The 23,912-nt window shown below is 37.1% G+C and carries 6 protein-coding genes; all 6 read right to left on the reverse strand.

Annotated elements, in window-relative coordinates:
- Nucleotides 1-138 precede the first annotated feature (138 nt).
- The 6 genes from ACAM30_RS08065 to ACAM30_RS08090 all read right to left on the reverse strand — a co-directional run bounded on the left by ACAM30_RS08065 (nt 139) and on the right by ACAM30_RS08090 (nt 23,833).
- Nucleotides 139-777 (reverse strand): DUF1579 domain-containing protein, encoded by a 639-nt coding sequence (locus ACAM30_RS08065; protein ID WP_369618026.1) that lies wholly within the window; start codon nt 775-777, stop codon nt 139-141.
- A 252-nt stretch (nt 778-1,029) separates the two neighbouring features.
- Complete coding sequence (locus ACAM30_RS08070; RefSeq protein ID WP_369618027.1) at nt 1,030-1,998, reverse strand: DUF4837 family protein; 969 nt, start codon at nt 1,996-1,998, stop codon at nt 1,030-1,032.
- 46 nt (nt 1,999-2,044) lie between these two features.
- Nucleotides 2,045-3,892 (reverse strand): LysM peptidoglycan-binding domain-containing protein, encoded by a 1,848-nt coding sequence (locus tag ACAM30_RS08075; RefSeq protein ID WP_369618028.1) that lies wholly within the window; start codon nt 3,890-3,892, stop codon nt 2,045-2,047.
- 110 nt (nt 3,893-4,002) lie between these two features.
- A complete protein-coding gene (pgk, locus tag ACAM30_RS08080; RefSeq protein ID WP_369618029.1) occupies nt 4,003-5,190 on the reverse strand; it encodes a phosphoglycerate kinase in 1,188 nt (395 codons plus the stop codon).
- Nucleotides 5,191-5,348: 158 nt separating this feature from the next.
- Nucleotides 5,349-6,323: a type IX secretion system membrane protein PorP/SprF gene (locus ACAM30_RS08085; protein ID WP_369618030.1), complete on the reverse strand. Its 975-nt coding sequence runs from the start codon at nt 6,321-6,323 to the stop codon at nt 5,349-5,351.
- Nucleotides 6,324-6,367: 44 nt separating this feature from the next.
- Nucleotides 6,368-23,833: a T9SS type B sorting domain-containing protein gene (locus ACAM30_RS08090; RefSeq protein ID WP_369618031.1), complete on the reverse strand. Its 17,466-nt coding sequence runs from the start codon at nt 23,831-23,833 to the stop codon at nt 6,368-6,370.
- Nucleotides 23,834-23,912 lie beyond the last annotated feature (79 nt).

Here is a 23,912-nt window from a genome sequence, read left to right on the forward strand (position 1 = left end):
CTCTTTGTTTATTGTTATGGTCTTATTGTTTATGGTTCTAACTTACGCTAAAAACAAAATTATACCAAATATTCTTAAATATAAATCCCGATTACAAACTGCAATCGGGATTTATACTTTTGTGATATAATGAGAATCTTATTTTTTCTTCATAATGATTTCCATGCTCTTGAATTCTTCACCATTTTTTACATCAAACATTTCCATCTTACGTGTTTTAGCATCTACAATGGTATAAATTTCTCTGTAGGGTGTCTTTTTACCGTTTACGGGATTAACCATGTCGCCTTTTAACTCCATACTTTTGGTGCTTTCATCGTACTTGCCTGTTGCCACCAGCATACCGGTTCCCATATTATCGATAAAAGTGGTGGTGTATTCTTTACTGGCATTGTTATAGGCTAAGGTACTTTTACCTTCAAAAGCTTGTCCCATCATGGTTCCCTGATAGTTCGATTCCTGATAACGTCCGCCAAGAATCATTTTAACGTTTGCTGTTGAAGTGGCTTTTTCAGGTTTCCCGTTTGGTTCTGACCAGAAGGTCATCTCACAATTCCAGGTTCCCACCTCATCTGCCATTAATTTATGAGGAGCTCCAGGAGTTGCATATTCCTGCCACGCTTTCATTTGTGCTGCCGAATCAACAGGCTGCTCCGCTACCGGTTCTTCTTTTTTAATGCTATCAGAAGAACCTGCTGTTTCTGTTGTTATCTTTACTTCTTTTTTGCAGGAAGCAAAACACATGACTAGTAATAATACTGCAATTAAATCTTTCATAATGATCTGTTTTAATGTTAGTTGTAAAACAAAATTAAGAAAAATTAATTTGTCAGATCATTACTCCAAACTTAACAGGATTACTCCAAAAAGCTGTGGATTGAAAAAATTTATTCTGTTTACAGATGCTGGCTTCTAGATGAGAACACCTTTCGGGATGGGGCTTTTGCCCTTTCAGGGCGTAAAAAACCTTCTTCATGCCTCATAGTGCGCTGCACCATGCTTCTGCTCTCTGGCTTTCAGCCCTTTACATTACCTTTTATCAATTTTAACTGATTTTATGATTGCTTCCAGATCCAGCATTAAATCACGTTCTTCATTGGAGGGCGAATAACAAAATCCTTCGATTACCAGAATTCGGTTGTACATTTCGTCGACAATAGCATAGTTGATAAAGGGTCCCGCCATAAAATCATTCTTAAGTTCCCAGGTGCCTTTGGTTTCATAAGCCTTCTTTCCATCTAATGAAATTGTCGAGAAATAAGGTGCGTAGGCCTCTCCCGTAATCATACGTGTTTTAGGTTCCTTGCCTTTGATGTAATAACCAACCGAATCGCGCATTCGGATAATGTTGTCTACTACATTTGAACTTTTCTCAAAACTGCGAATCGGGATTTGATAGATGAGCAGACTGGTGTTTCCGCTAATGATGTCTTTTTTAAGCCAAATAAAGTTCTTTTTATGCAGCATGTATTCATATCCAACTGGTATTTGAAGATCGATATGAAACTTGTTTTTTAAAATGGCCGGATTCAACAAGGATTTACTATTATCCTCCTGAATTTTTTTGATCTCGGTATCACGGATTACTTTGATAATTTGTGCGGAATTGAGTTCGATACTGCAGATGATATCATCGACAGACTTTCCGTAAATTCTAAAAGTATTATGAGGCAGAGAAGCACTGTGTGTGACTTCGAACTTATCGGCGGCAGCTTTTTTTACCACAATAATGCTACGGCTGTCGGTAACAAAACCTTCCAGCAAACGGGCCGGATACTGATTGATCGTAAATATCGGTTCTTCCTGTGTAAGTCCTAAAACCGGTGAAGCAAATTTATTTCGAATGCTGTCGCCTACTTCACCGTACCACAACTGATCATCTATAATGACAGAAATAGTATTGGTCTTTCCGGATACAGTTTCAGTCTGCTTATCATTTTTAAAGCATGAAATGAACAGCAGCGGAAGCAGTACTAATAAAAAATGGGTTTTATTCATTCTCTTAAGTTATGAAATAAAACCCAAATTTATATAAGATTTTGAATTATCCGTTTATTTTAAGTTTCATTCCGGGTTTAATGTCTCCGTCTTTAATATTATTCCATTTTTTAATATCGGAAATGGTAACTCCCGGATATTTTTTAGAAATACTATACAACGAATCTCCTTTTTTAACGTAATAGTCTTCACCCAAAGCTTTTGATGTTGCTTTTTTCTTAAACGAATCAATTGAATTGTTTGATGCAATAGCGGTTGTTACAGCATTCTCATCTACAATTTCAGGAACTGCTTTAGAAACTACTAATGTTTTTCCTAAACCAATATTATTTGAAGTAAGACCATTAAGTTCTTTTAACTCCGCAATAGTCGTACCGAATTTCTTTGCAATGTTACCTAAGTTGTCTCCGGCAGCTACTACATATTCCTGTGGTTGTGCATTATTTTTATCTTTATCATCAGCCGCGGCAATAGCTTCCTCTGATTTTTTATCAATCGCAAGTGTTGCTTTAGCTTCTTTAGGATTTTTTACGGCTGCTTCTATATCCGTTTTAATTTTTAAATTTCTTCCGAAGGCCACTGAGTTTGATTTCAGATTGTTCCACTTCTTCAGATCGACAATGCTTACGTTATACTTTTCGGCAATAGCTCCCAGATTATCACCCTTACGAACTTTGTAAAACTGAATTTCTTTAGAGGGTTCTTCTTTTTCTTTGGCTTTCGCAATGTATTTTGCTCTTGGGGCTGTCCTCATTGCCAATTGAACCGGAATGGTTTTATTCTGCGCCTGGTAAGCTACATAGGCATAAATCTTGTCTTCGTTTGAAACAAAGGTGGCGATTTTATCTTTCGGTAACCGCAGATAATGCTCCTCTCCCTGATAAAAAGGTACTACATTTAATTTATACGATGGATTTAAAAGCTGAATTTGAGATTGCGGCATGTCTAACAAATCAGCAATTTGTTTGAATGACATTTGGCTTTTGATCTGAACAGTATCTGTTTCAAAATTTTTAACAACGGCTCTTTGTGGATTAATTCCGTGTTCTTTGTGGTATTCAAAAAGGTACATCGTGGCTAAAAAAGCTGGCACATAACCCTGAGTTTCTTTTGGAAGATGGTTTCGAATGTCCCAATATTTTGTTTTTCCGCCGGAACGACGAATGGCTTTGGTCACATTTCCCGGTCCTGAATTATAAGAGGCCAGAACCAATTCCCAGTCACCAAAGATGCTGAACATTTTAGTCATATATTCTGATGCCGCAGCAGTTGCTCTAAGCGGATCACTGCGTTCATCGATATAAGAATCTATTTTAAGTGCGTATTGTTTTCCGGTTCCGTACATGAATTGCCAGAGTCCGGTGGCGCCCATTTTAGAAACTGCTTTAGGATTTAAAGCAGATTCTACAACGGCTAAATATTTAATTTCTAAAGGCACCTTTTGTTTGGCAAAAGCGTCTTCAAATATAGGAAAGTAATATTCTGATAAAGACATTAATCGTGAAAACGATTTTTTACGATTCTTAAGAAATGACTTTATGATGTTTTCTAATCCCTGATTGTATTCAATATTAAAAGGTGATTTCCCATTCATTGCCTGTAATCGCTGTTTTAGCAAATCTGTCGGCAGTTCTTCATCAACGGTTACATCTGTGTTAATGGTCTGAATGTCTTTTGTTAAATCGTCGTAGATATCGAGACTTACTAATTCGTTCATCCAAAGACTGTCAACACGTGTTGCCAGTTCATTTTTTTTGAAAGTACTTTTAACAGAATCTAAATACGATATTTTTACAACCGATTTAATTTCAGCATCGGTTTTCGCAACATTCTGTGCAACCACAGAAATCGAAAAAAAAGCGGAAACCACTATTGCTATTTTTTTTACAATCATATAACATTTTTTTAAAATTCTATAATTCAATAAATTACAGAAACCTTAGTTTTACAAACTTAAACAGTTTATTGAAGAAAACTATGTAAAAAAATGTTAATTGTGATTTTTTAATCCAAAATCGCGGCGATTCCAGGTAAAATTTTACCTTCTAACATTTCAAGCATAGCTCCACCTCCGGTAGAAACATAACTCATTTTATCTTCAAAACCGAACTGTTTTACTGCTGCAACAGAATCTCCGCCACCCACTAATGAGAAGGCGCCATTCTTTGTAGCTTCAGCAATATAATCACCTAAAGCGATTGTTCCTTTAGCAAATGACTCCATTTCGAAAACTCCTAATGGACCGTTCCATAAGATTGTTTTGGAATCCAGAATTACTTTTTTAAAGTTTTCTAATGATTTAGGACCTGCGTCAAGACCCTGCCATCCGTCAGGAATTGCGTTTACATCTACTTCCTGAGTATTTGCAGTATTAGAAAAACTATCTGCTGCAATTACATCAACGGGAATGTGAACCTGAACTCCTTTTTCTTTGGCTAGTCTCAAAATTTCAAGTGCTAAATCCTGTTTGTCATCTTCACAAATAGATTCTCCAATTTTACCACCCAATGCTTTAACGAATGTAAATGTCATTCCACCACCGATGATCATGTGATCTACTTTGTCTAAGATGTTTTCGATAACGGTAATTTTTGAAGATACTTTTGAACCTCCAAGAACGGCTGTTACCGGTTTTTCGCTATTTTTAAGTACTTTATTTAAACTTTCTATTTCTTTTGCCAATAAGGTTCCAAAGCATTTTTCAGTTGGAAAAAACTGGGCAATAATTGTGGTTGAAGCATGTGCTCTGTGTGCTGTTCCAAAAGCATCGTTTACATAGATATCTCCTAATGATGCTAATTCTTTTGCAAAAGCAACATCTCCTGCTTCTTCCTCAGCGTGAAAACGTAAATTTTCAAGTAATAAAACTTCTCCAGGCTGTAAATTTGCAGCGGCTGTTTTTGCAGCTTCTCCAACACAGTTTTCAGCAAACTTTACCTGAACTCCTAAAATTTCAAAAGCTGTTTTTAAAATGTGCTTTAACGAATATTTATCTTCTGCTCCTTTTGGTCTGCCTAAATGTGACATTAAAATTACACTTCCTCCTTGTGCTAAAATGGCATCGATAGTTGGTTTTGCCGCTTCGATACGTGTAGCATCCGTTACATTAAAGTTTTCATCCAATGGCACATTGAAGTCCACACGGATAATTGCTTTTTTATTTTTAAAGTCGAAATCGTTTAGAGTTTTCATTTGATAATTTTTTAATTTTTTCTGATAGAAAAACAAATATAGAACTTTTAGGGTTGCAACAAATTTGAAAAATATAAAAATAAACCCGCTGTAACAGCGAAAACGATATAATTTATGAAAAAAAACAAATTAACTTTAAAAACACTAAAAATGTTTACTTAGTCGTGAACCGGACTTTGTGTACAAGGACAGTTACTAATCGATTGTAAGAAATCGAAACCAATGGTTACCGAGTGTGTCCCTGTGTTGTAATTCCCTAAATTGTTAAACATTACCTGATACGAATATCCAAAGTAGAATTTAGATTTCATAAAACCTACCATTGGTCCAACAGATAATGGTTTTGGGAATTGATCGTTTAGGAAACGGTAAGAAACTCCAATCCAGTAATAATCCTCGTAACGGTTGTAACGTCTGTACTTGAAGTTAAAATCGGTTGTAGAACGTTTATCACTTGCAAAATACTGGTAGTAAATTGATGGCTCGTATTCGATACGGCTATTTTCTCCGTCTTTAAAAACAAATCCGGAATATACCTGATAATTGGAAAGTAAACTAGGCTCTACTCCTCTGTATTTGTTGGTGTTTTTCTTTAGTACGTTATTCGCATTAAAACTGATATAAAATGATTTGTTACGGTACAAAGCACTAATATCGAAGTTACTGTTTGCGGTATATCGGTTATCGGTTACACTTGGATCTAAAATAGGATGCTCGATGGTGTTATTGAATTCGTCAATATCAATACGGAAACTATTAAAGTTGTACGAAAGTCCAAAAGACAGATATTGTTTTGAATAATAATCCAGGATGATATGGTGCGCAAAAGAGATCTTGGCTCCTGTCTGACGCGTATATCCATTCTTATCATTGTACACATTGATACCCACTCCTGAACGATCCAAAATTCTAAAATCGGCATAAAGCGACTGGTTATCCGGTGCGTCTTTAATCCCTACCCATTGGGTAAGTCCATTGGCTCTAATTCTAAGGTTATCCCCGATACCGGCAAAGGCCGGAGAAATAACAAAAGGATTATCCGCTAAATACTGTGTAAAAACCGGTAGGTTTAACTCTTGGCTGTAACTAGTTGTTACAGCCATGAGTACTAAAGATAAAATAAACTTTTTCATTGTAATAATTTTTTTAGATAACATCATTAGGGGCTCTTATTTTGTTATCTGTATAAGGTGAAATGTCCTACAAACTCACGTGCATCTTTCTCGTCATTCAATTTAAGAACATACCAGTAATCTCCTGATGGTAATTCGGCACCATTGTATCTACCGTCCCATTTTTGTCCGTAACGGTATTTAGCAATTACACGACCATATCTGTCGAAGATTGAGAATTCAAGGTTATTGTAAATGTTTGTACAACCAGGACCCCAAGTATCATAAACGCCATCTCCGTTTGGAGTAAAGTAGTTGTCAAGACACACATCCACATAAACGGCATGAACTGTAATAGTTGCTGTACATCCGTTTTGGTCTCTTACCACTACTACATAATCTCCTGTTTTATAGATTTTGTATTTGTTAGAAGAAGTAAACGGTTCTCCGTTGAAGCTGTACTCGTAAGCAGGCGCTCCTCCGGCTGCTGTTACTGAAATGATGTTCATTTCAGGTTTTTCTGCAGACTCAGCGATTGTTAACTTCTCATAAGCTCTGATTTCAAAACTTGCAGTTTCCTTTTTACATCCATTCGTATGTCTCGCTACAATATAGTGTTTACCAGGAGCAACATTAGTAAAGATATTAGCTGCCTGCCAAGGTCCTACATCACTATCCAGTGAGTAATCTACTTCTGAAAGATCTGTATTGCTTTCATCTACTGAAACTGTTACCATGTTAGATTGTGTATTGTTCACACAATCGTAATTGACTTCCACAGTTGGATCAAGAACAACCGGTAAAGGCATGTTTTCTACAAATTCATTTTCACATCCCTGAGCATCCTTAACGTAAACTGTATGAACTCCTCCTGAAAGATTAGTAAAATCAAATACCGTTTGAGTTGCCGTACCCTGCGTGTAAGTTCCTTTTTTATTGTCAAGACTTACGCTATATGGTGCTGTACCTCCTTTAATTTCAATACTGAATGCTCCGTCTTTATCTCCTTTACAAACTTCCGGAATCATAGAATTTGGAAGTTCTGTTACGATTAGCGGTTTAGGCTGTGTGATTTCGATTTCATCGATAACATAACAACCGTTTTCATCCTGAGCTATAACAGTGTATTTACCAGGTGCCAGTTTATCAAAAGTGGTTTTAACATCAAACTGATCTAAATCCGGTGATATTGCATATTTAATAATTCCTGTACCACCTGATGCAGCAACTACAATCTGACCGTTGCTTTCTCCAAAACAAGAAACATTAGTTGGCGTAAACGTAGCCTGAATAGCTGTCGTTGGCTGTTTAATTTCGATAGCACCTGATGTCGCAGGACAATCTCCACTAGCTACTTTTACAACATAAGTACCAATTGGCAAGTCTTCAAATCTACCAGTAGGCTGTGCCGGTCTAACCACAGCACCTGCATTATTCTCTAAAGTATAAATATAGTTTCCTAAACCACCTTTTGCATTTGCTACAATAACTCCTGTAGCTTCTCCCATACATTTTACTACAGCATTGGTCACATCCAACTCTATTTCTAATGGTTCTAATGGATCGATTTTAACTTCATTCGAAATTTTCGCCACACAACCTTTAGTATCTCTCACATAATACTGGTATTTACCAACTGGTACCGGGAAGGTAACTGAAGTTGCAAATGAACCAATAGTGGTTGCAAAAGTTTTATCGGTACTATATGTATATGGTCCTGAACCTCCAGTTGCGCTCAATGTAAGCGTTGATTGTGTGTTACAGGTTTGAGTAGATGCCAACACTAAATTTGGTACTACTTCTGTTGGTTCTGTAATTACAACATTTGCTGATGTTGCAGAACATGTGAATCCATCCGTAACTGTGATACTATAAGTTCCTGCCGGTAAGCCTGTGAAAACAGGATTACTTTGCGGACCAGATGAAACAACCGGATTCTCTGACAACATATTCAAGGTGTACATATAGTTACTTCCCTGACCACCTGTTGGAGGGTTTACTGTAATTATTCCAGATCTGTCTCCAAAACATGGTAACACTGAAGCAGTTGCTGTTGCAGTAACCACAATTGGATCAGGAATCTTCAATGATTGTACTGCTGATGCCTTACATCCTTTACCATCTTTAACATTAACTGTGTAATTACCCGCAGATAATCCTGTAAAATTACCGTCAGTATTATTTGCAATAACTGCTCCGTTTAATACTAACTCATATTCGTAATTCGTATCCCATCCACCTGTTGCAGTAGCTGAAATTTCTCCATCATTATTACCTGCCACACAAGTGATTTCAGATTTTGTTGTTGTCACCACTAAATCAGCAGTAGGCTGCCCTATTGAGAAAATAGTTGAAACTGAACAATATGGTTTACCTACTAAAGTAGCGTTTACCGTATACTGACCTGCACGAAGACCTGTAACAGGGATCGGACCAGCACCCGCTGAACGAGTTAATGGAACATTTACTGGACCTGTAATCGTGTAATCAAATATACCTGCATCATCAGTTGGAACTTTTTGGTTATCAACAAAAGTGAGGTTCACACTTCCATCAGCAGTTCCAAAACAAACTTCAGCTACTACCGGAGTAGCTTTAATTTCAAATGTATTCGGGTTAATTACATAATGGGCTTTCTCAATTTTACATCCCGTTAACGAATTTTCAACTGTAATTAAATAGTTACCAATTGGTAATGCTGTAAACACTCCTGTTGTGCTAGTATCTGTAAAAGTACTTCCGCCTATTCCCTTAATACTGTAAACTATTTGAGTCGGTGTTGGTGTACCACCAGTTACAACAGCTTTAACAGTAATGTCCTCATTGTTTACACAAGTAATCTCTTTATCTACTGTTACTGTAACATCGTCCAGACTAATAAAAGGCTTAATATCGATTACCGCTGTCGATGATCCAACACAACCTTTATCGTCGAAAACATTTACAGTATAAATTCCTCCTGTAAGATCAAATACGGTATAAGTATTTGAAGTACTGTTTTGAACTTCCACTCCATTTTTCATGAATTGATATAAAGTATACTTACCAGATCCTCCAGTTACAGTGTTTACTGTAATTGTCGCATTTGTATTTGTATTTGTTCCTGCTGTACAACCAAACTGAGTAAATACAACATTAGAAACAACAATTGGAGCTGGTTCAAGAATTTCAACATCTTCTAAATCTTTACAGCCTCTTCCAGATGTAACGGTTACTGTATATTGACCTTTTGGCAATCCTGTGAACACGTTTGAAGTTTGATTAGGTCTAAGAACTGGTCCCGCTGTGATACTGTAATAGTAAATTGGGTTGTCATTACCACCTGTTTCATCAATAGTTGCAGTAATCGTTCCATTAGTAAATGTATTACAAGTAACATCTGTGTGTGCTAAAGTAAATCCTTTAATTGGAGTCGCAGCTTTAATTTCAAATTTAACGGTTCTGGTACAACCTGTAGTCACATCTGTTACTGTAATTGTATGGTTTCCAGGACCAATATTAGTAAATATTCCTGATGTCTGTCCAAAGTTTCCGTTTAGGCTATAGCTATAATTCGCAGGGGTTGCACCTCCTGAAGCTGTAGCTTTAATAGCTCCGTTATTTGTATTACAGTCTGGTAAAGCTGTGATCTCAACATCTAAAGTCAGAGCTGGTAAAATATTAACTACTGCTGTCGTTTTCACTTCGCAACCATTTCCATCTTTTACAGTTACATCATAAGTACCAGATGTATTTACTGTAAATGTTGGGCTGGATTGGAATCCACTACCAATACTATACTCGATTGGCGCTTTACCTGTAACTCCTGTAATCGTAAACGTATACGTTCCGTTTAATGGATCCGGACATTGGCTAAATGGTGCCACTGACGGAGTTGTTGGTAATAAATCTTCCACAATAGTTTGAGTTTTCATCAACGGACATCCGTTAAGATCTTGTACATAAACATCCCAATTTCTATTTGCACCATTGTTAGTATCAACGGTAATAACATTATTTGTTCCAAAAGCCGTAGGAGCTGGTGCTCCTGAAACAACAACAGCATAACGATATGCAGGAGTACCTCCGGTTACTGTAATGGTTATTTCGGCAGTTTTATTGTTACAATTTGTATTTGTAGCAGTAGATGTAAAATCTAAAATTGAAGGCTCTTTAATCTCAAAATCAACAATCTGATCCTGACATCCTGAAATTCTGTCTACTACTGTAAATGTATACTTACCTGCAGCTAAACCAGTGTAGCTTATAGCATCACCTGTTTTAGTTGCTGTTCCGGCAACCGGTGCCAATGAATAGATATAATCAGCAGGCGTAATATAATTGCTTACTACAAATGATGCTGTACCAGTGCTTCCTCCATTACATAATACATCCGTTACTAACTGAGTAGTAGCTTTAATTTTATCAGATTCTTTAATTACGATAGCTTTTGTTGTACTACAGCCATTAGCATCGGTCACTTTAATTTGATACGTATCCGGTAATAATCCAGGGAAAATACCAGTTGCATTATTCGTAACAGCCGTTGCCGGTGAAACTATTTCGTATTTGTAAGGACCTACACCACCTGTTACTGTGTTTACTGTAGCAGTAGAAACTCCTCCAGCCGTATTACAATAAATTGGTGTTGCCGTAATATCCATATCTGTTGGCGGAGTATAAGGACTTACAATTACATTTCCTGAAACTCTACATCCGTTAGCATCAATTACCACGTAGAATACTGTTTTAGGAGCCGTTATAGTGCTTACATTTAATGTTGAAGCATCTCCAAAAGTAACACCATTATCAAAACTATATTTATATCCTGGTGTACCATTAGTAGCGGTTAAAGTTACTACAGCATCCTGTGGTGCATTAGTTACGCTACATCCAAATGGAGTAACTGCAGCAACAACATTTAAAATAGTTGGCTCTGTAATAGAAACTGTTTTACTAACCACACATTTCTTAGCATCTCTTACATATACCGTATAACTACCTTGACCTAATGTACCGAAAATATTTGATGCCTGATAGGTTGTACCATCAATACTATATTCGTAAGGAGCAAGTCCGCTGCCGGCAGTAATTGTAATACTTCCGTTGCTGCCTCCATTACAACTTACGTTGAATTCCGAAGTAGCTATAGTAGGCATCACTATAGGATTTACGACTACAGGTTTTGAAACTGACTGACAGTTTTTACTATCTGTAACTCTAAAAGTATAAGTTCCTGCAATGTTAGTTGTGTATGGAGATGTAGTTGGTGTAAAACCACCTCCATTAAATGAAACCTCATAGTTAGTATACACAGTAGATCCTTGCGTAGCTGTTAATGTAACAGTCGCCATATTAGGAGCCGCACAAGTTAAATCCTGAAGTACAGCGTCTAATAATAATTTCTGATCCAATTGGTAAACGTATGGAGTAACCGCATCACAACCGTTAGCATCTCTCACATAGAAAGTGTATGAACCCGGTGCGTTAAGCACAAAGTCAGGACTAGTTTTAAATCCATTACCAATACTGTAAGTTAATGGACCAACTCCATGACCTACCAAAGTAACATTTACCGGAGAGCCATCGTAACAAACACCCGTAATTGGGTCAATTGTTGGCAGAGGATCTGTCGTAATAGTTAATGGTAACTGAGCAATACATCCGTTTGCATCTTTTACATAAGCAATCCAAACTTTAGATGGATCTAAAACTGCACTTGGACTAGCTTTGTAAGCTCCTGCTGTTGGTGCTGTTGGGCTCTCAGCGTAAGCGTAAGTATAACCAGGAGTTCCTCCTGAACCTACAACGCTTACTCTCGCACCAAAATTACAATTCGCATTAAAATTAGAGACTAATGTTAATATTAATGGTGTAGCCGGTTCACTAACATCCACATTTGCTGTTGCAACACAACCAGTAGCTACGTCAACAACATCTATTTTATAGTTCCCTACTGCTAAATTAGTAAGTGTAACTTTAGGATTCGTATGTGTTCCCGCAACCGCAACTCCGTTGATAGAGTACGTATAATTTGCTGCAAAATTACCTACGGTAAACTCAACAGAACCGTTAGGTGTTGCTGCTATTTCGTTACAACTTACATCTTTTATTAATTGACCAGAAACTGTAATATTGGTTACTGGTTTTATTGTCAATGATTTTTGGAATGAACATCCATTAGCATCTGTTACTTTGAAAACATAGGTGCCTGGTAATAAGCCATTGAAAACATTCACCGTTCCGTTATTAACCGCATTTGCAATTGGTGAAACGATTTCATACTTATTAATAGCATATCCACCTGATACTGTAACTGTAATACTTGTCGCAGGATCGTTACAAGTAATTGCTGCTCCGGTAAAAGTTAAATCAGTAATTTTTTTGTATGGATTAACCGTTACTGTATCATCAAATAAACATCCGTTAGCATCTTTTACATAATAGTGAATAGTCTGTACTGCACCATTATCCAATACTGTTAGCGTATTAGCGTCAAAATAGTTAGCAGAACCATCAAAATTATATTTATAAGGTCCGGTTCCTGTACCAGCTGTAACATTTACTGTTACCACAGCCGGCTGCGCAACATTACTTGCATTACAAGCGTAATCTGTAACAGCAGCAGTAGCGTCTAGTTTAAGCGGCTGACCTACCGTAAACGGTTTAGACGCCGAACATCCTCTGCCTGAAAACACTGTAATTGAATAAGTGCCCGCAGGAAGATTTGAGAATACATTATCTGTTTGTCCTAATCCTACAGGAACAGGTAAAATAGAATAGGTATAAACCGGGTTATCACTTCCCGCAGCTAAGTTTACGGTAATAGTTCCGTTGCTTCCTCCATTACAAGAAACATTTGTTACTACAGCATCAAAATCTACCGGTGTTGGTGCAGAAAGCTCAACTGGAGCTGTTGCTGTACATAAAGTATTTGTATCTGTAATCGTAATGGTGTAAGCTCCGGCAGGAACTCCTGAAATAACATTCCCGACAACAGTTCCAACAGGAGGTGCAATACTATAAGTAAATGGTCCTGCACCACCAATTGATGTTAATGTTATAACTCCATCGTTGTTGGCACAAGTTGGCAATGTTGTTATCACTGGTGTTACACCCAATGGTTTATCTATAGTAATTGATTTAGTATCAATACATCCATTTGCATCTTTAATTTTGATTGTATTTAATCCTGAATTAAGACCCGTTACATCATATGGTACCGCTGTTGTAATAGCAACAGGTGCATATACTCCGCCGTTTACACTAATTTCATAAGGAGAGATTCCTGCTGTAGTAAGAGAAACTCTAACCACATAGGCTCCTTCAGCTACACATTTATCAACAACTGATAATGCAATAACCGGACTAGGATCAAGGCCAATTGTTGTATTAACTCTGTCTATACATCCTTTTGCATCTTTTACAACAATATCCCAATTTGTTCTGGTAGTATAATCTAAAACTAAAACATTACTGCTTCCAAAAGTTGTTGGCATAAATCCAGGTGCTCCTGCTGCGTACTCATAAGGTCCTGTACCTCCAATAGTAGTTAGCGTAACTTGTGCACCAACATTACAAGTAGCATTTACATTTTTTGTAATTGTTGTTTTAAGCGGTTGAACCGGCTGTGACACTGTAAAACTAAATGTAGTCGAACAAAGTGTTCCTCCCGCCTCAGTAACTCTTAAAACATAATTTCCTGCTTTCAATGTTGAAATAGTTCCAGAAACCGGGCCGCCTAATGGACCAGTTAATGTGCTATTAATTGCCGGTGAAACCGGTAACAAGGTTAAAGCATTTAATACTTCATAATTTACTGTAGTAATTGATGGATCAAAATCACTAACCGTAAATGTCAATATTCCAGTTGAAGTTCCATTACAAGTAACATCTGTTACAGTTGTTCCTGTAATTTTTATACTTGATGGTGGATTAGGTGTTGTAAATTCTAAAATAGAAATACAATTATTAACATCTTTTACTTGCAAAAAGTATGTAGTTCCATGTTTTAAACCAACAAAAGTATAAGTAGGGCTCGTTTGTGCAGCGCTTTCTGTTAAAGGCTGTCCAAAAATAGAGTATTTGTAATCTGGTGTACCACCTGTAGTAGTTACTGTAACATTCACACCTGTAGCACAATTATTTGAATCTGCTACAGCACTCATCTTTAAGTAAGGAGGTGTTTCAATTCTTAATTTACCACTTCTGTATTCACAACCATTTGCATCAACAACAGTAATATAATAATCTCCAAAGGTTAAGTTTGGAAATTTATGAACTGCAGTTACAGGAGTACCGGTCTCCGTGTAAGTATCTATTTGTGTAAATGTATTATCGTATAAGGTGTATACATACGGAGCTGTTCCTCCTGATGTTACATTAACGTCAAAACTACCAGGCGTATTTAAATTACATAAAATAGCATTACGTACTATGTTAACAGCAATTGGAGCAGGATTAACCAAAGTAACTGTTGCAGGTACTGAAGTACATCCTTTAGCATCTTTTACTACATAAGTATACGTTCCGGAAGCTAATCCTCCAAAAATATTTGTCGCTACAAAAGTAGTACCGCCATCAATACTGTATGTAAATGGAGAAAGTCCCGCTGTAGCTGTCAATGTAATAGAACCATCTGTATAACCGTTACAAGTAGGATCAACTTTTACAGCAGTTCCCGTTACTGTTTGTGGCGATGATACGGTAACTTTATTCGTTATTTTTATACATCCGTTAGCATCAGTTACCTGGAAATAATAGTCTCCAGCAGTATTTGTTGTAAATGTATTTCCGATCAAACCAGGAGATGTTCCGAAAGTTACACCATCAGTAGAAACTAAATAAGTGTAAGGTGCTAAACCTCCTCCGGCATTAACTGTTATTGTTGCATTAACAGAAGCTGCACAAGTAATATCTTTCACTAAAACTGCACTGGCTGTTAAAACAGAATTTACTGTTACGGTTACCGTATCTGTACAGTTATTCGCATCTTTTACAGTAATCACATAAGTACCAGGTGACGTTACTGTAAAAGTATCTGCAGGAGATGGTGCAACACCACTACTAATAGAGTAGGTTAAAGGAGCAATACCTCCTGTTCCCACAGCTTTGATAATAAATGAAGTTCCCGTAGAGGTACATTGGTTAGTAACCGAAGCTGTAACATCCGGAACTGCATCTTTAATAATTGCTGCGTCTAATTTAAATACACAACCATTTGCATCTTTTACCCAAACGTCCCAATCTGGAGTAGCCGGATCAAGATTAGCTGTGTTACTTGATTTATAATCTGTCGATACAGGAGCCACATTATTATGTACAAATGCATAAGAATATGTTGGCGTTCCACCAGTAGCATTAACCGTTACCTGCGCATTTGGAACATTACAATTAGCATTTACAATTGTAAGCGTTCCTCCTAATTGATTTACTGGCTCTGTAATCGTTACTGATTTGTTTGCCTTACAATTTGTTGTATTATCTGTTACTTCAAGGTTGTAAGTACCCGCAACTAATCCGTTTAAGGTAATCACATCTCCTGTCGTTACAGTTGTATATGGTAATCCTGCAGGAGTAGATGTTACTGCTACTGCATAATTTCCTGTCGCACTAAATCCGGAAATACTGAATTTTGCAGAACCGGTATTTCCTCCTTTACATAAAACATCGCTTAATTTTGATTCAGCAACTGCGATAGGAGTTAATGGAAGTACTGTATAAGACTGAATAGCAAAACATCCGTTTACATCTGTTACTTTAAAAGTATAAGTGTCTGCCACTAATCCTGTAAATACTCCAGTTGTAGCACCTGTTACGTTTGAAGTTGCAGAAGCCGGTGCTGTAATAACATAAGCTAAAGCTCCTACTCCATTTGTTGTTGTAACAGTTACTGTACTGGTCGTACTTGCAGCTGGTGAGCATAGAATTGCACTACCTGATATTGAAACAATAACAGGAGGATCTAATTTCTTAATGGTAATTGTTTGAACCGCAGTGGTACATCCTTTAGCATCTTTAACAGAATAGCTAATAATTTGATCTGCACCGTTATCGTTTATTGTTAACGTACTCGCAGCAGTATATCCACTTCCGTTAAAACTATAGGTATAAGGAGCTGTACCGTCTGTTGCTGTAATAGTAACAGTCGCAGATTGTTTAGTATTAGTAACACTACACGTAAAGTTGGTAGCAGCAGCGCTTGCTTTTAATTCTGTAGGTTCCCCTATTGTAACATTAACGCTTCCTGTACATCCTTTACTGTCTTTTACATAGAAAGTGTAGTTACCTGCTGCCAGATTTTCAAATAATGAAGCCGCTGCAAAGGTAACATTGTCTTTACTATAGGTATATCCTCCTGAACCATTAGCACCTGTCAACTGAACCGTACCTGTTGCAGAACCATTACATGAAGCATCTACTTTTACAGCAGATACTGTTGGAGGCGCAATAGGAGCTACGGTAGCAGATGTTGTAGTAGTACATCCGTTTGCATCTGTAATTGCAAATGTATAAGTATCAGCGTTAGCCGGAGCAACAGAAATTGTAAACGATGTTCCGGTAACATTAATAACTCCTCCAGGAGTTCCTGTACCTTTCGCTACAGTATAGGTATATGGAGTTTTTCCTCCGCTAATGTCAACTTTAATTGTTGCATTTGGAGATGCACTACAATCTAATTCTTTAGTAACCTCTGCTAAGGCACCAACTTTAGGATAAACTACTACAGGAACTGCAGCAGCTGTTGTACAACCATTTTTATCTTTTACTGTTACGGTATAAGATCCTGCACTTACTGTAAAAGTATTGCTAGTCTGGAAATTAGTTCCATCAATACTATACGTTAAAGGCACTAATCCCGTAGCATTAGCTGTAATTGTAAAACTTGAAACAGATCCTGTCTGACATTGATTGTCAACCGCCACACTTGTAATAACCGGTTTAGCGTCAACATCAATTTTTACAAGAACGTTATCCAAACAGCCATTGGCATCTTTGATATAAACTACCCAGTTTACTACTGTACCGTTAACCGTATCAACTGTTAGAACATTATTTGAAGCATAAACCGTAGGAACCGGAGCACCTTGTCTTGCTACCGCATAAGTATAGTTTGGTGTCCCTCCTGTTCCGGTCGCAGTAATCTCAGCTGTAAATTTGTTACAATTTACTGTAGTAGCTACAGCAGTTACATCAACAACTGCGGCTGGCTGCGTTAAAGTTACTGTATAAGAAGACTGACATTTAGTTAATCTGTCTGTTGCAGTAATAGTATACGCTCCTACAGGCTGAGCAGTAGGAACTGCAACAGTAGTTGTAGCTGCACTTACACCAGTTGCTTGCTGAATGATTGTATTGGCAGCATTTTTAATAACATAATCATATCCGTTTGCCTTAACACCATTTACAGTAAATTCAATAGTTCCTGTAGAACCAAAACATTGAATACTTGTAAGTACTGAACCTCCTGTAATAATATCTGAAGTTGCTTTAATGGTATGTCCTTTTGTGAATGAACAATTAGTAGCGGTATCAGTTGCCTGGAAGATATAATCTCCCGGAGTCAGTGATGTAAAGTTTCCGGTTGTATTTGTCGCAGGGTTAAATCCGACAGGACCAGAAATAATCTGATAGATAACATTTGCTGTACTTCCAGTTTTAACCGCTGTCAAAGTTACACGTCCTCCAGCCGGAACTGTAGAACAATCATATCCACTATCAACAATAGTGATATCTGTAATTGGTTCTAAAGCACCAATTGTAATTGACAATGGCCCAAACTGACAGTTATTTGTATCTCTAACATATGCCGTAACTGTTCCGGCAGCTGTTGTTGAATAAGTATTCGTTGTTGTAAAGTTTGCAGTTCCGTTGAAACTGTAAGTATAAGGACCCGTTCCTCCAGAACCTGTAACTGTAACTACTGCAGGTACAGTACTTGGCGTACCACATTTAATAATAGTAGCTCCAATAGTTCCAGATACAGCAGTTGGCTGCGTTAAAGTAAGATTTCCAACAGCAGAAGTACATCCTTTACTGTCTCTTACCTGATAAGAATAGCTAATATTTGGATCTAAACTGGAATATAATGAAGTTGTAGACCACCCTAAATTATTAAAATTGTACTCATATCCGCCTGAACCTCCCGCTCCAACTAATTGTACACTACCATTTTTAAGACCATTACAAGTAATTTGTGTTGGATTAGCAGTAACTGTTGGATTTGTAATTGGACTAATTGTAGCATCTATATAAGCTTTACATCCTTTAGAATCTGTAATTTCAAAAGTATAAAGTCCGGCTGTTGGTGCAGGATAATTAAAAGTATTACCTGTAACATTTACACTGGCACCGTAAGCACCTGTATCTTTTTTAACTTTATAAGTATAGGCAGCAACACCATCTGTAATGTCAACTTTAATCATCGCATTTGGAGTTGTACAATCCAATGTTTTTGTAATAGAAGCTGCTGCTTTTAACTCAGGAGCAATTACAATTCCGTTTATAGTAACCGTACAATTATTACTGTCAGTAACCGTAATAGTATGTGTTCCAGCTCCAACATTTGTAAATGTATTGCTGGTTTGTGCGGGTGCACCATTTAAACTATACGTTAGAGCTCCTGTACCTGTAGCCGTAACAACAAGAGTTGCTCCTTTAGTTCCGGTAACACAATAATCACTAGTAGCTGCTAAAGATGCTGTTGGCATTGTTGGTGCCACAACATTAACCTGTGCAGATGCACTTGAAGAACATGTATAGGCATCACGAGTGACCACTGTATAGGTACCCGTAGGAACATTTGTAAATACACCAGAACTCTGGAATGCAGTGATTACTGTAATACCATCTGCTGCTCTCAATTCATATTGATAGGCCGGTGTTCCACCTCCGGCAACTGCTGTAATAGTGGCTCCTGTAGTACAAGTAGCTGTTTTTGTAACACTTGCTGTAATTGTTAATGCAGCAGGAGTACCTATTGGCTGATCGAATGGGAAACTACAAGTTCCTGCTTTATCATCATAACGAATTAAAATATTATAGGTTTTACTCGTCAGGTTTTTAACTGTAACTGGTGACGTTTTAGAATTTACCCATGTTGCACCATTATCTAAAGAGTAATCAAAACCATAAGTGGCATCAAAATTTTGTGCAGATAATGTAATTTCTCCATTATTAGCGCCATTACAGGTTACGTCTTTATGACCTACAATTGAAGCTTTAAATGCTTTATCTGTTCCAATCACAACTGGGAAATCTTTCTCAGCTCCACAAACTTCCGGAATCTGACGTACCCAAATATCATCAACAGCAAGATCATTACCATCAATCACCTGACTATAGGATAAAATAACAAAGTCAAGAGAAGTATTATTTCCCGGATTTAAAGTTAATACCTGACCACTTCCAAGATCAGTTGTATTATGCCATTTCTCATCTCTAGGAATCGTTTGTGTATCCTTAGATGCTCCCGGTATAGCAACTCCATTTTTCTGAAGTTGTATCGTTAATCTTGGAGAAGGTTTATTATTACTTGCACTTAATAAATTAAGCATGTAAAGAGATACCTGTATGTCCTGATTCGGAATAACATCATTGATCGTTTTCTTATACAAAACACCACCCGGTGGCACTACACCTCCAACATTAACAGCTAAGAATCTACCGTCTTTTATTAGTGGTGTATTGTTAATAACCGCTGTATTATCTTTAGGTAAATTCCATCCGAAATCATTAAGATGTCTCGGTAATAGAGCCTGAGTCACAACGTACTCTCCATCATTAAGTAAAACGGAACCATTACAATCTGCTACAGCATCTTGTTTTTCCCAGCAATAATTAGGGTGAATACCCGGAGTCGTTGTATCCGGTCCTCTGCCAAAATCCTCTGTTAATAAGTTACTGTAAGTAGGTACTGTAGTAACTTTATATTTAACTTTTATAGTATGTGTTCCTGAAGGAACATTTGTAAAGACATTATTTGTAATTGGCGTGTTAGGCGTTCCGTTAATATAATACTCGTAAGTATAATTGTTTGACGGATTTGTAACCGTAACCGTAGTTGATGCCATACCATTACAACCAAAAACTGGATCAGCCACCGTGATTGTTGGATCGGCAGGTTTAGGATCTAAAGTAACCTGATAAGGAATTTCGAATATACAGCCTAAAGCATCTTTAACCTGTAAAATAAAGTTACCCGGCATGACATCTTTTTCATTTGATGCCTGCCATGTAAGACCACCATCAAAACTAAATTGATAAGCAGGAGTTCCACCCTGAACGTTATTGATACGAAGTTTTCCTCCCTGGTTTGCACCGCTACCGTCAGGTAGTGTACATCCGGCCAAAGCAGCAACTCCGGCAGAAGCCGAAATAGCAGAAGTTGGTCCTGTAATCGTTATCTTTTGTACTGGATCTGTACAATATTTAATTGGTGTTCCTATACCATATCTTACCACTACATCATAAGTTCCCGGCTGTAAGTTAGAAAAAACAGGATTAGACTGAAAAGTTACACCTCCATTAATACTATACCCCATTGTGTATCCGTTTGCTCCAGCTGTAAGCTTTACTTCTATCTGAGAGGTCGCGTCATAACAATTACTATTAGTATGATCAATAGTATAAGCAGGTTTTGTATTATCAGGAACTGTAATTGTTCTTACTATGGTACAGTTGTTTTTATCTACAATTTTAATCGTATAAAGTCCCGGAGCTGTCACCACAAACTCATTACTAGTTTGAAAAACGGTATCGCTGTTTATGAAATAGTTGTAAGGTGAGTTACCTCCTTCTGTTGTGATTCTGATTTTTCCATCACTGCATGCAGTAAGAGGTTCTACTAAAGCAACTGTCGCTTTATACTCATTCCAAACCTTACCAACATATATATACTTAGTATCTTTACAACCGTCATCTGTTGTAACTTCCACGACATAATTCTGGTCTGTATTTAAATTATCAAAAGTATATTCAGAATCCGGCACTGGTCCAACATTCGATAATAAAGTTCCATTATTATAAAGTTTATAATAATATTGTGCATTAGCATCGTTTACTGCTACTTTAATTTTACCTTTTTCACCATAACATAATGGTTGTGTTACCTCTTGTACTACGTTAAAATTCCTTTGTCTGATTTGAATATTCGGAACTGTAAAAATACACGTGTTACCTGTTACACCTGCCAGTCTAATATATACTGTATAGAAGCCTGCCGTAGTAACATTAAATACATTACTAGCCTGATAAGTTGTACCATTAATACTGTACTCATATCCTGCAGGAACTCCTCCTACTGTAATCGTACCTGGTTTACCACAAATAATATCCGTATGTTTCTCTGTAGGACTTAATGAATTGGTGAAAACATTAAAATAAAAACGGTTAAAACAACCACCGGCATAGTTTAATGTTAATCGATATTGCCCGGCAATTTTAGCCAAGTAATTTGGTCCCGTTGCAACCTGAGTCCAAGTACAAGAAGTACCTTCATTGGCACAATTTGGACTGCTTGGTGCTGTACAGCTTGTTTCATCCAGTTTTTCCCAAACAAGAGTAGAACCATCTGAGATATGCGTTTCAATTAGTCTGGAATCATTTGCACCACATAAGAAAAGATTAGGTAACTCTTTTCCATTATTTGGACAAATTAAAACCTCACCTTTATACGGAGCTTTTGCATAAGGAATTACAGGGTTTGTATTTGTAGCACCAAATCTGGTTACTGTAATAGCCTGATAAATTGATCTACAAGGTGCCGCAGCCAAATTGTATACATAGTAAGTTCCCGGATCTTTAACAGTAAGTGTCTGACCAGTTCCGATTTGTTTTGTGCGGGCTTCGTCACTATACCAGGTATAACTTGTATATCCGTTTGCTGCAACTAAATCTACAGTGTCTTTACATAAAGTAACATTAGCTGTATACTTACAACCATCAACACCTACTAAAAAGTTAGTCGCTTTTGGAGTTAATATACATCCTGTATTGGTATTGACACTCGGATCATCTGAAATTTGAAAATCAGGATTTAAAGTTCCTTTGTAAGTGGCATATGCTGAGTTATCGATACTATTTGAACATGCTTCACTCAAGGAATTACAATCCGGAACAACTTTAACTTTAAAGCTGATCACTTTCTCTGTTAGAGTATTGGCTTTAACAACAGAATCGTCTACTTTAAAAACAATGCTTCTCGTTGCAGGATCATAACTTTGTACCGCTACACCAGCTGGAAGCGGGTTCAAATCTCCAGGATAATTAAATATAATATTGATTGGCAGTTGATCTCTAATGGTTAAAGATTTTGCATCATCATTACCTGTGTTTCTAAAACCAATTTCATAATTTAACTGTTGTCCCAGTACTACATTCTGACCTCCAATATCTGTTCCCGCTGAATTTTTAACAATTTTCGTCAGTACAATATGAGGCTCAATAATATCTACCGCAAATGCATTAAAATAATAAAAGTAAACGTCCTGAGTACTTCCTAATCTAATATTTGCCGAAGTCTCATTATTATCAATAACAATACCTCCCGGTCTCAAAAGAGTTCCGGGGTTATTAATATTCAAAATACCTGCATCATACCCCAAAGTGTTGGTACTGGCGGGGTTTCGATTTAAGAAATCATCTGTTTTATCCGTAGCCGGATCAACGTAAGTTACACTACTATTAAAGAAATTATTTGAACTTCTAATAGATGTATTTGAAGCGTTTGTGGCACTAATTGGAATTCCGTTTATTTGCAGATAATCCCCTGAAATTGGCTGATCACCCTCTAAAGCAGCGAAAGCAAATTTTACACGAACCGGACCAGTAGGAATGGTCTTGAACCCTGAAACAGGAATATCTAAAGTAGTTGCCCCCCCAATTCCGCTAAAACCATCAAATGATGTAATATATTTAGCTGGCAAAGTTGGATCTTCATAAACAATAAAAATAGACCAACCTGCTGATAAACCTGTACCTCCATTAGAACCTTCACTGGACTTAACATTTGCAACGGTATACAAACCCTGAGCATTAGCCTGCGCGGTCACTAAAGAAGTAATATCGGCATAACAGGCATATGCTTTGTTTTTGTCGCCACCAATTGGGGCTGCATTAGCATCATACACAATCTGCCCTGTAATATCATTATAACCACCTGATGGTAGTTTAAGCTTTACTTTTTCAATGCCTGTACGATCATCTTGCTGTAGGATCGCTCCCCAATACAGACCTGCATAAACAATTTTATAACAAGCCGGTTTTGGTACGGTTAAAGTCGCACTACTCGAACTGAAAGTACTGTTGTCATTATCGATATCAATATATTCCATACTGAAATCAGAATTGTATCCGGAACCATTATAGGCATCTTCCGGATTCCTGTTATTGGTATTTCTATTTAGAATATTATTACCAATAAGCAACATGTCTCCTTTTAGCCTCTTGTCAAATCTCGGAGTAAATGACTTAAGATTCTGAGAAATTACAAAGTAACTTTGAAAGAAAATCAAAGCTAATAAAATCAATCTTAGGTTAGTAGGTTTTTTCATAATCTTCATTTTGTTTTTGCTCTTCTTCTATTTTTTAAGGGGCGTTAAAAAATAAATCCAAGCATTCTGAAACATTTAT

This window comes from Flavobacterium sp. CFS9 (genome assembly GCF_041154745.1).
Lineage (GTDB): Bacteria > Bacteroidota > Bacteroidia > Flavobacteriales > Flavobacteriaceae > Flavobacterium.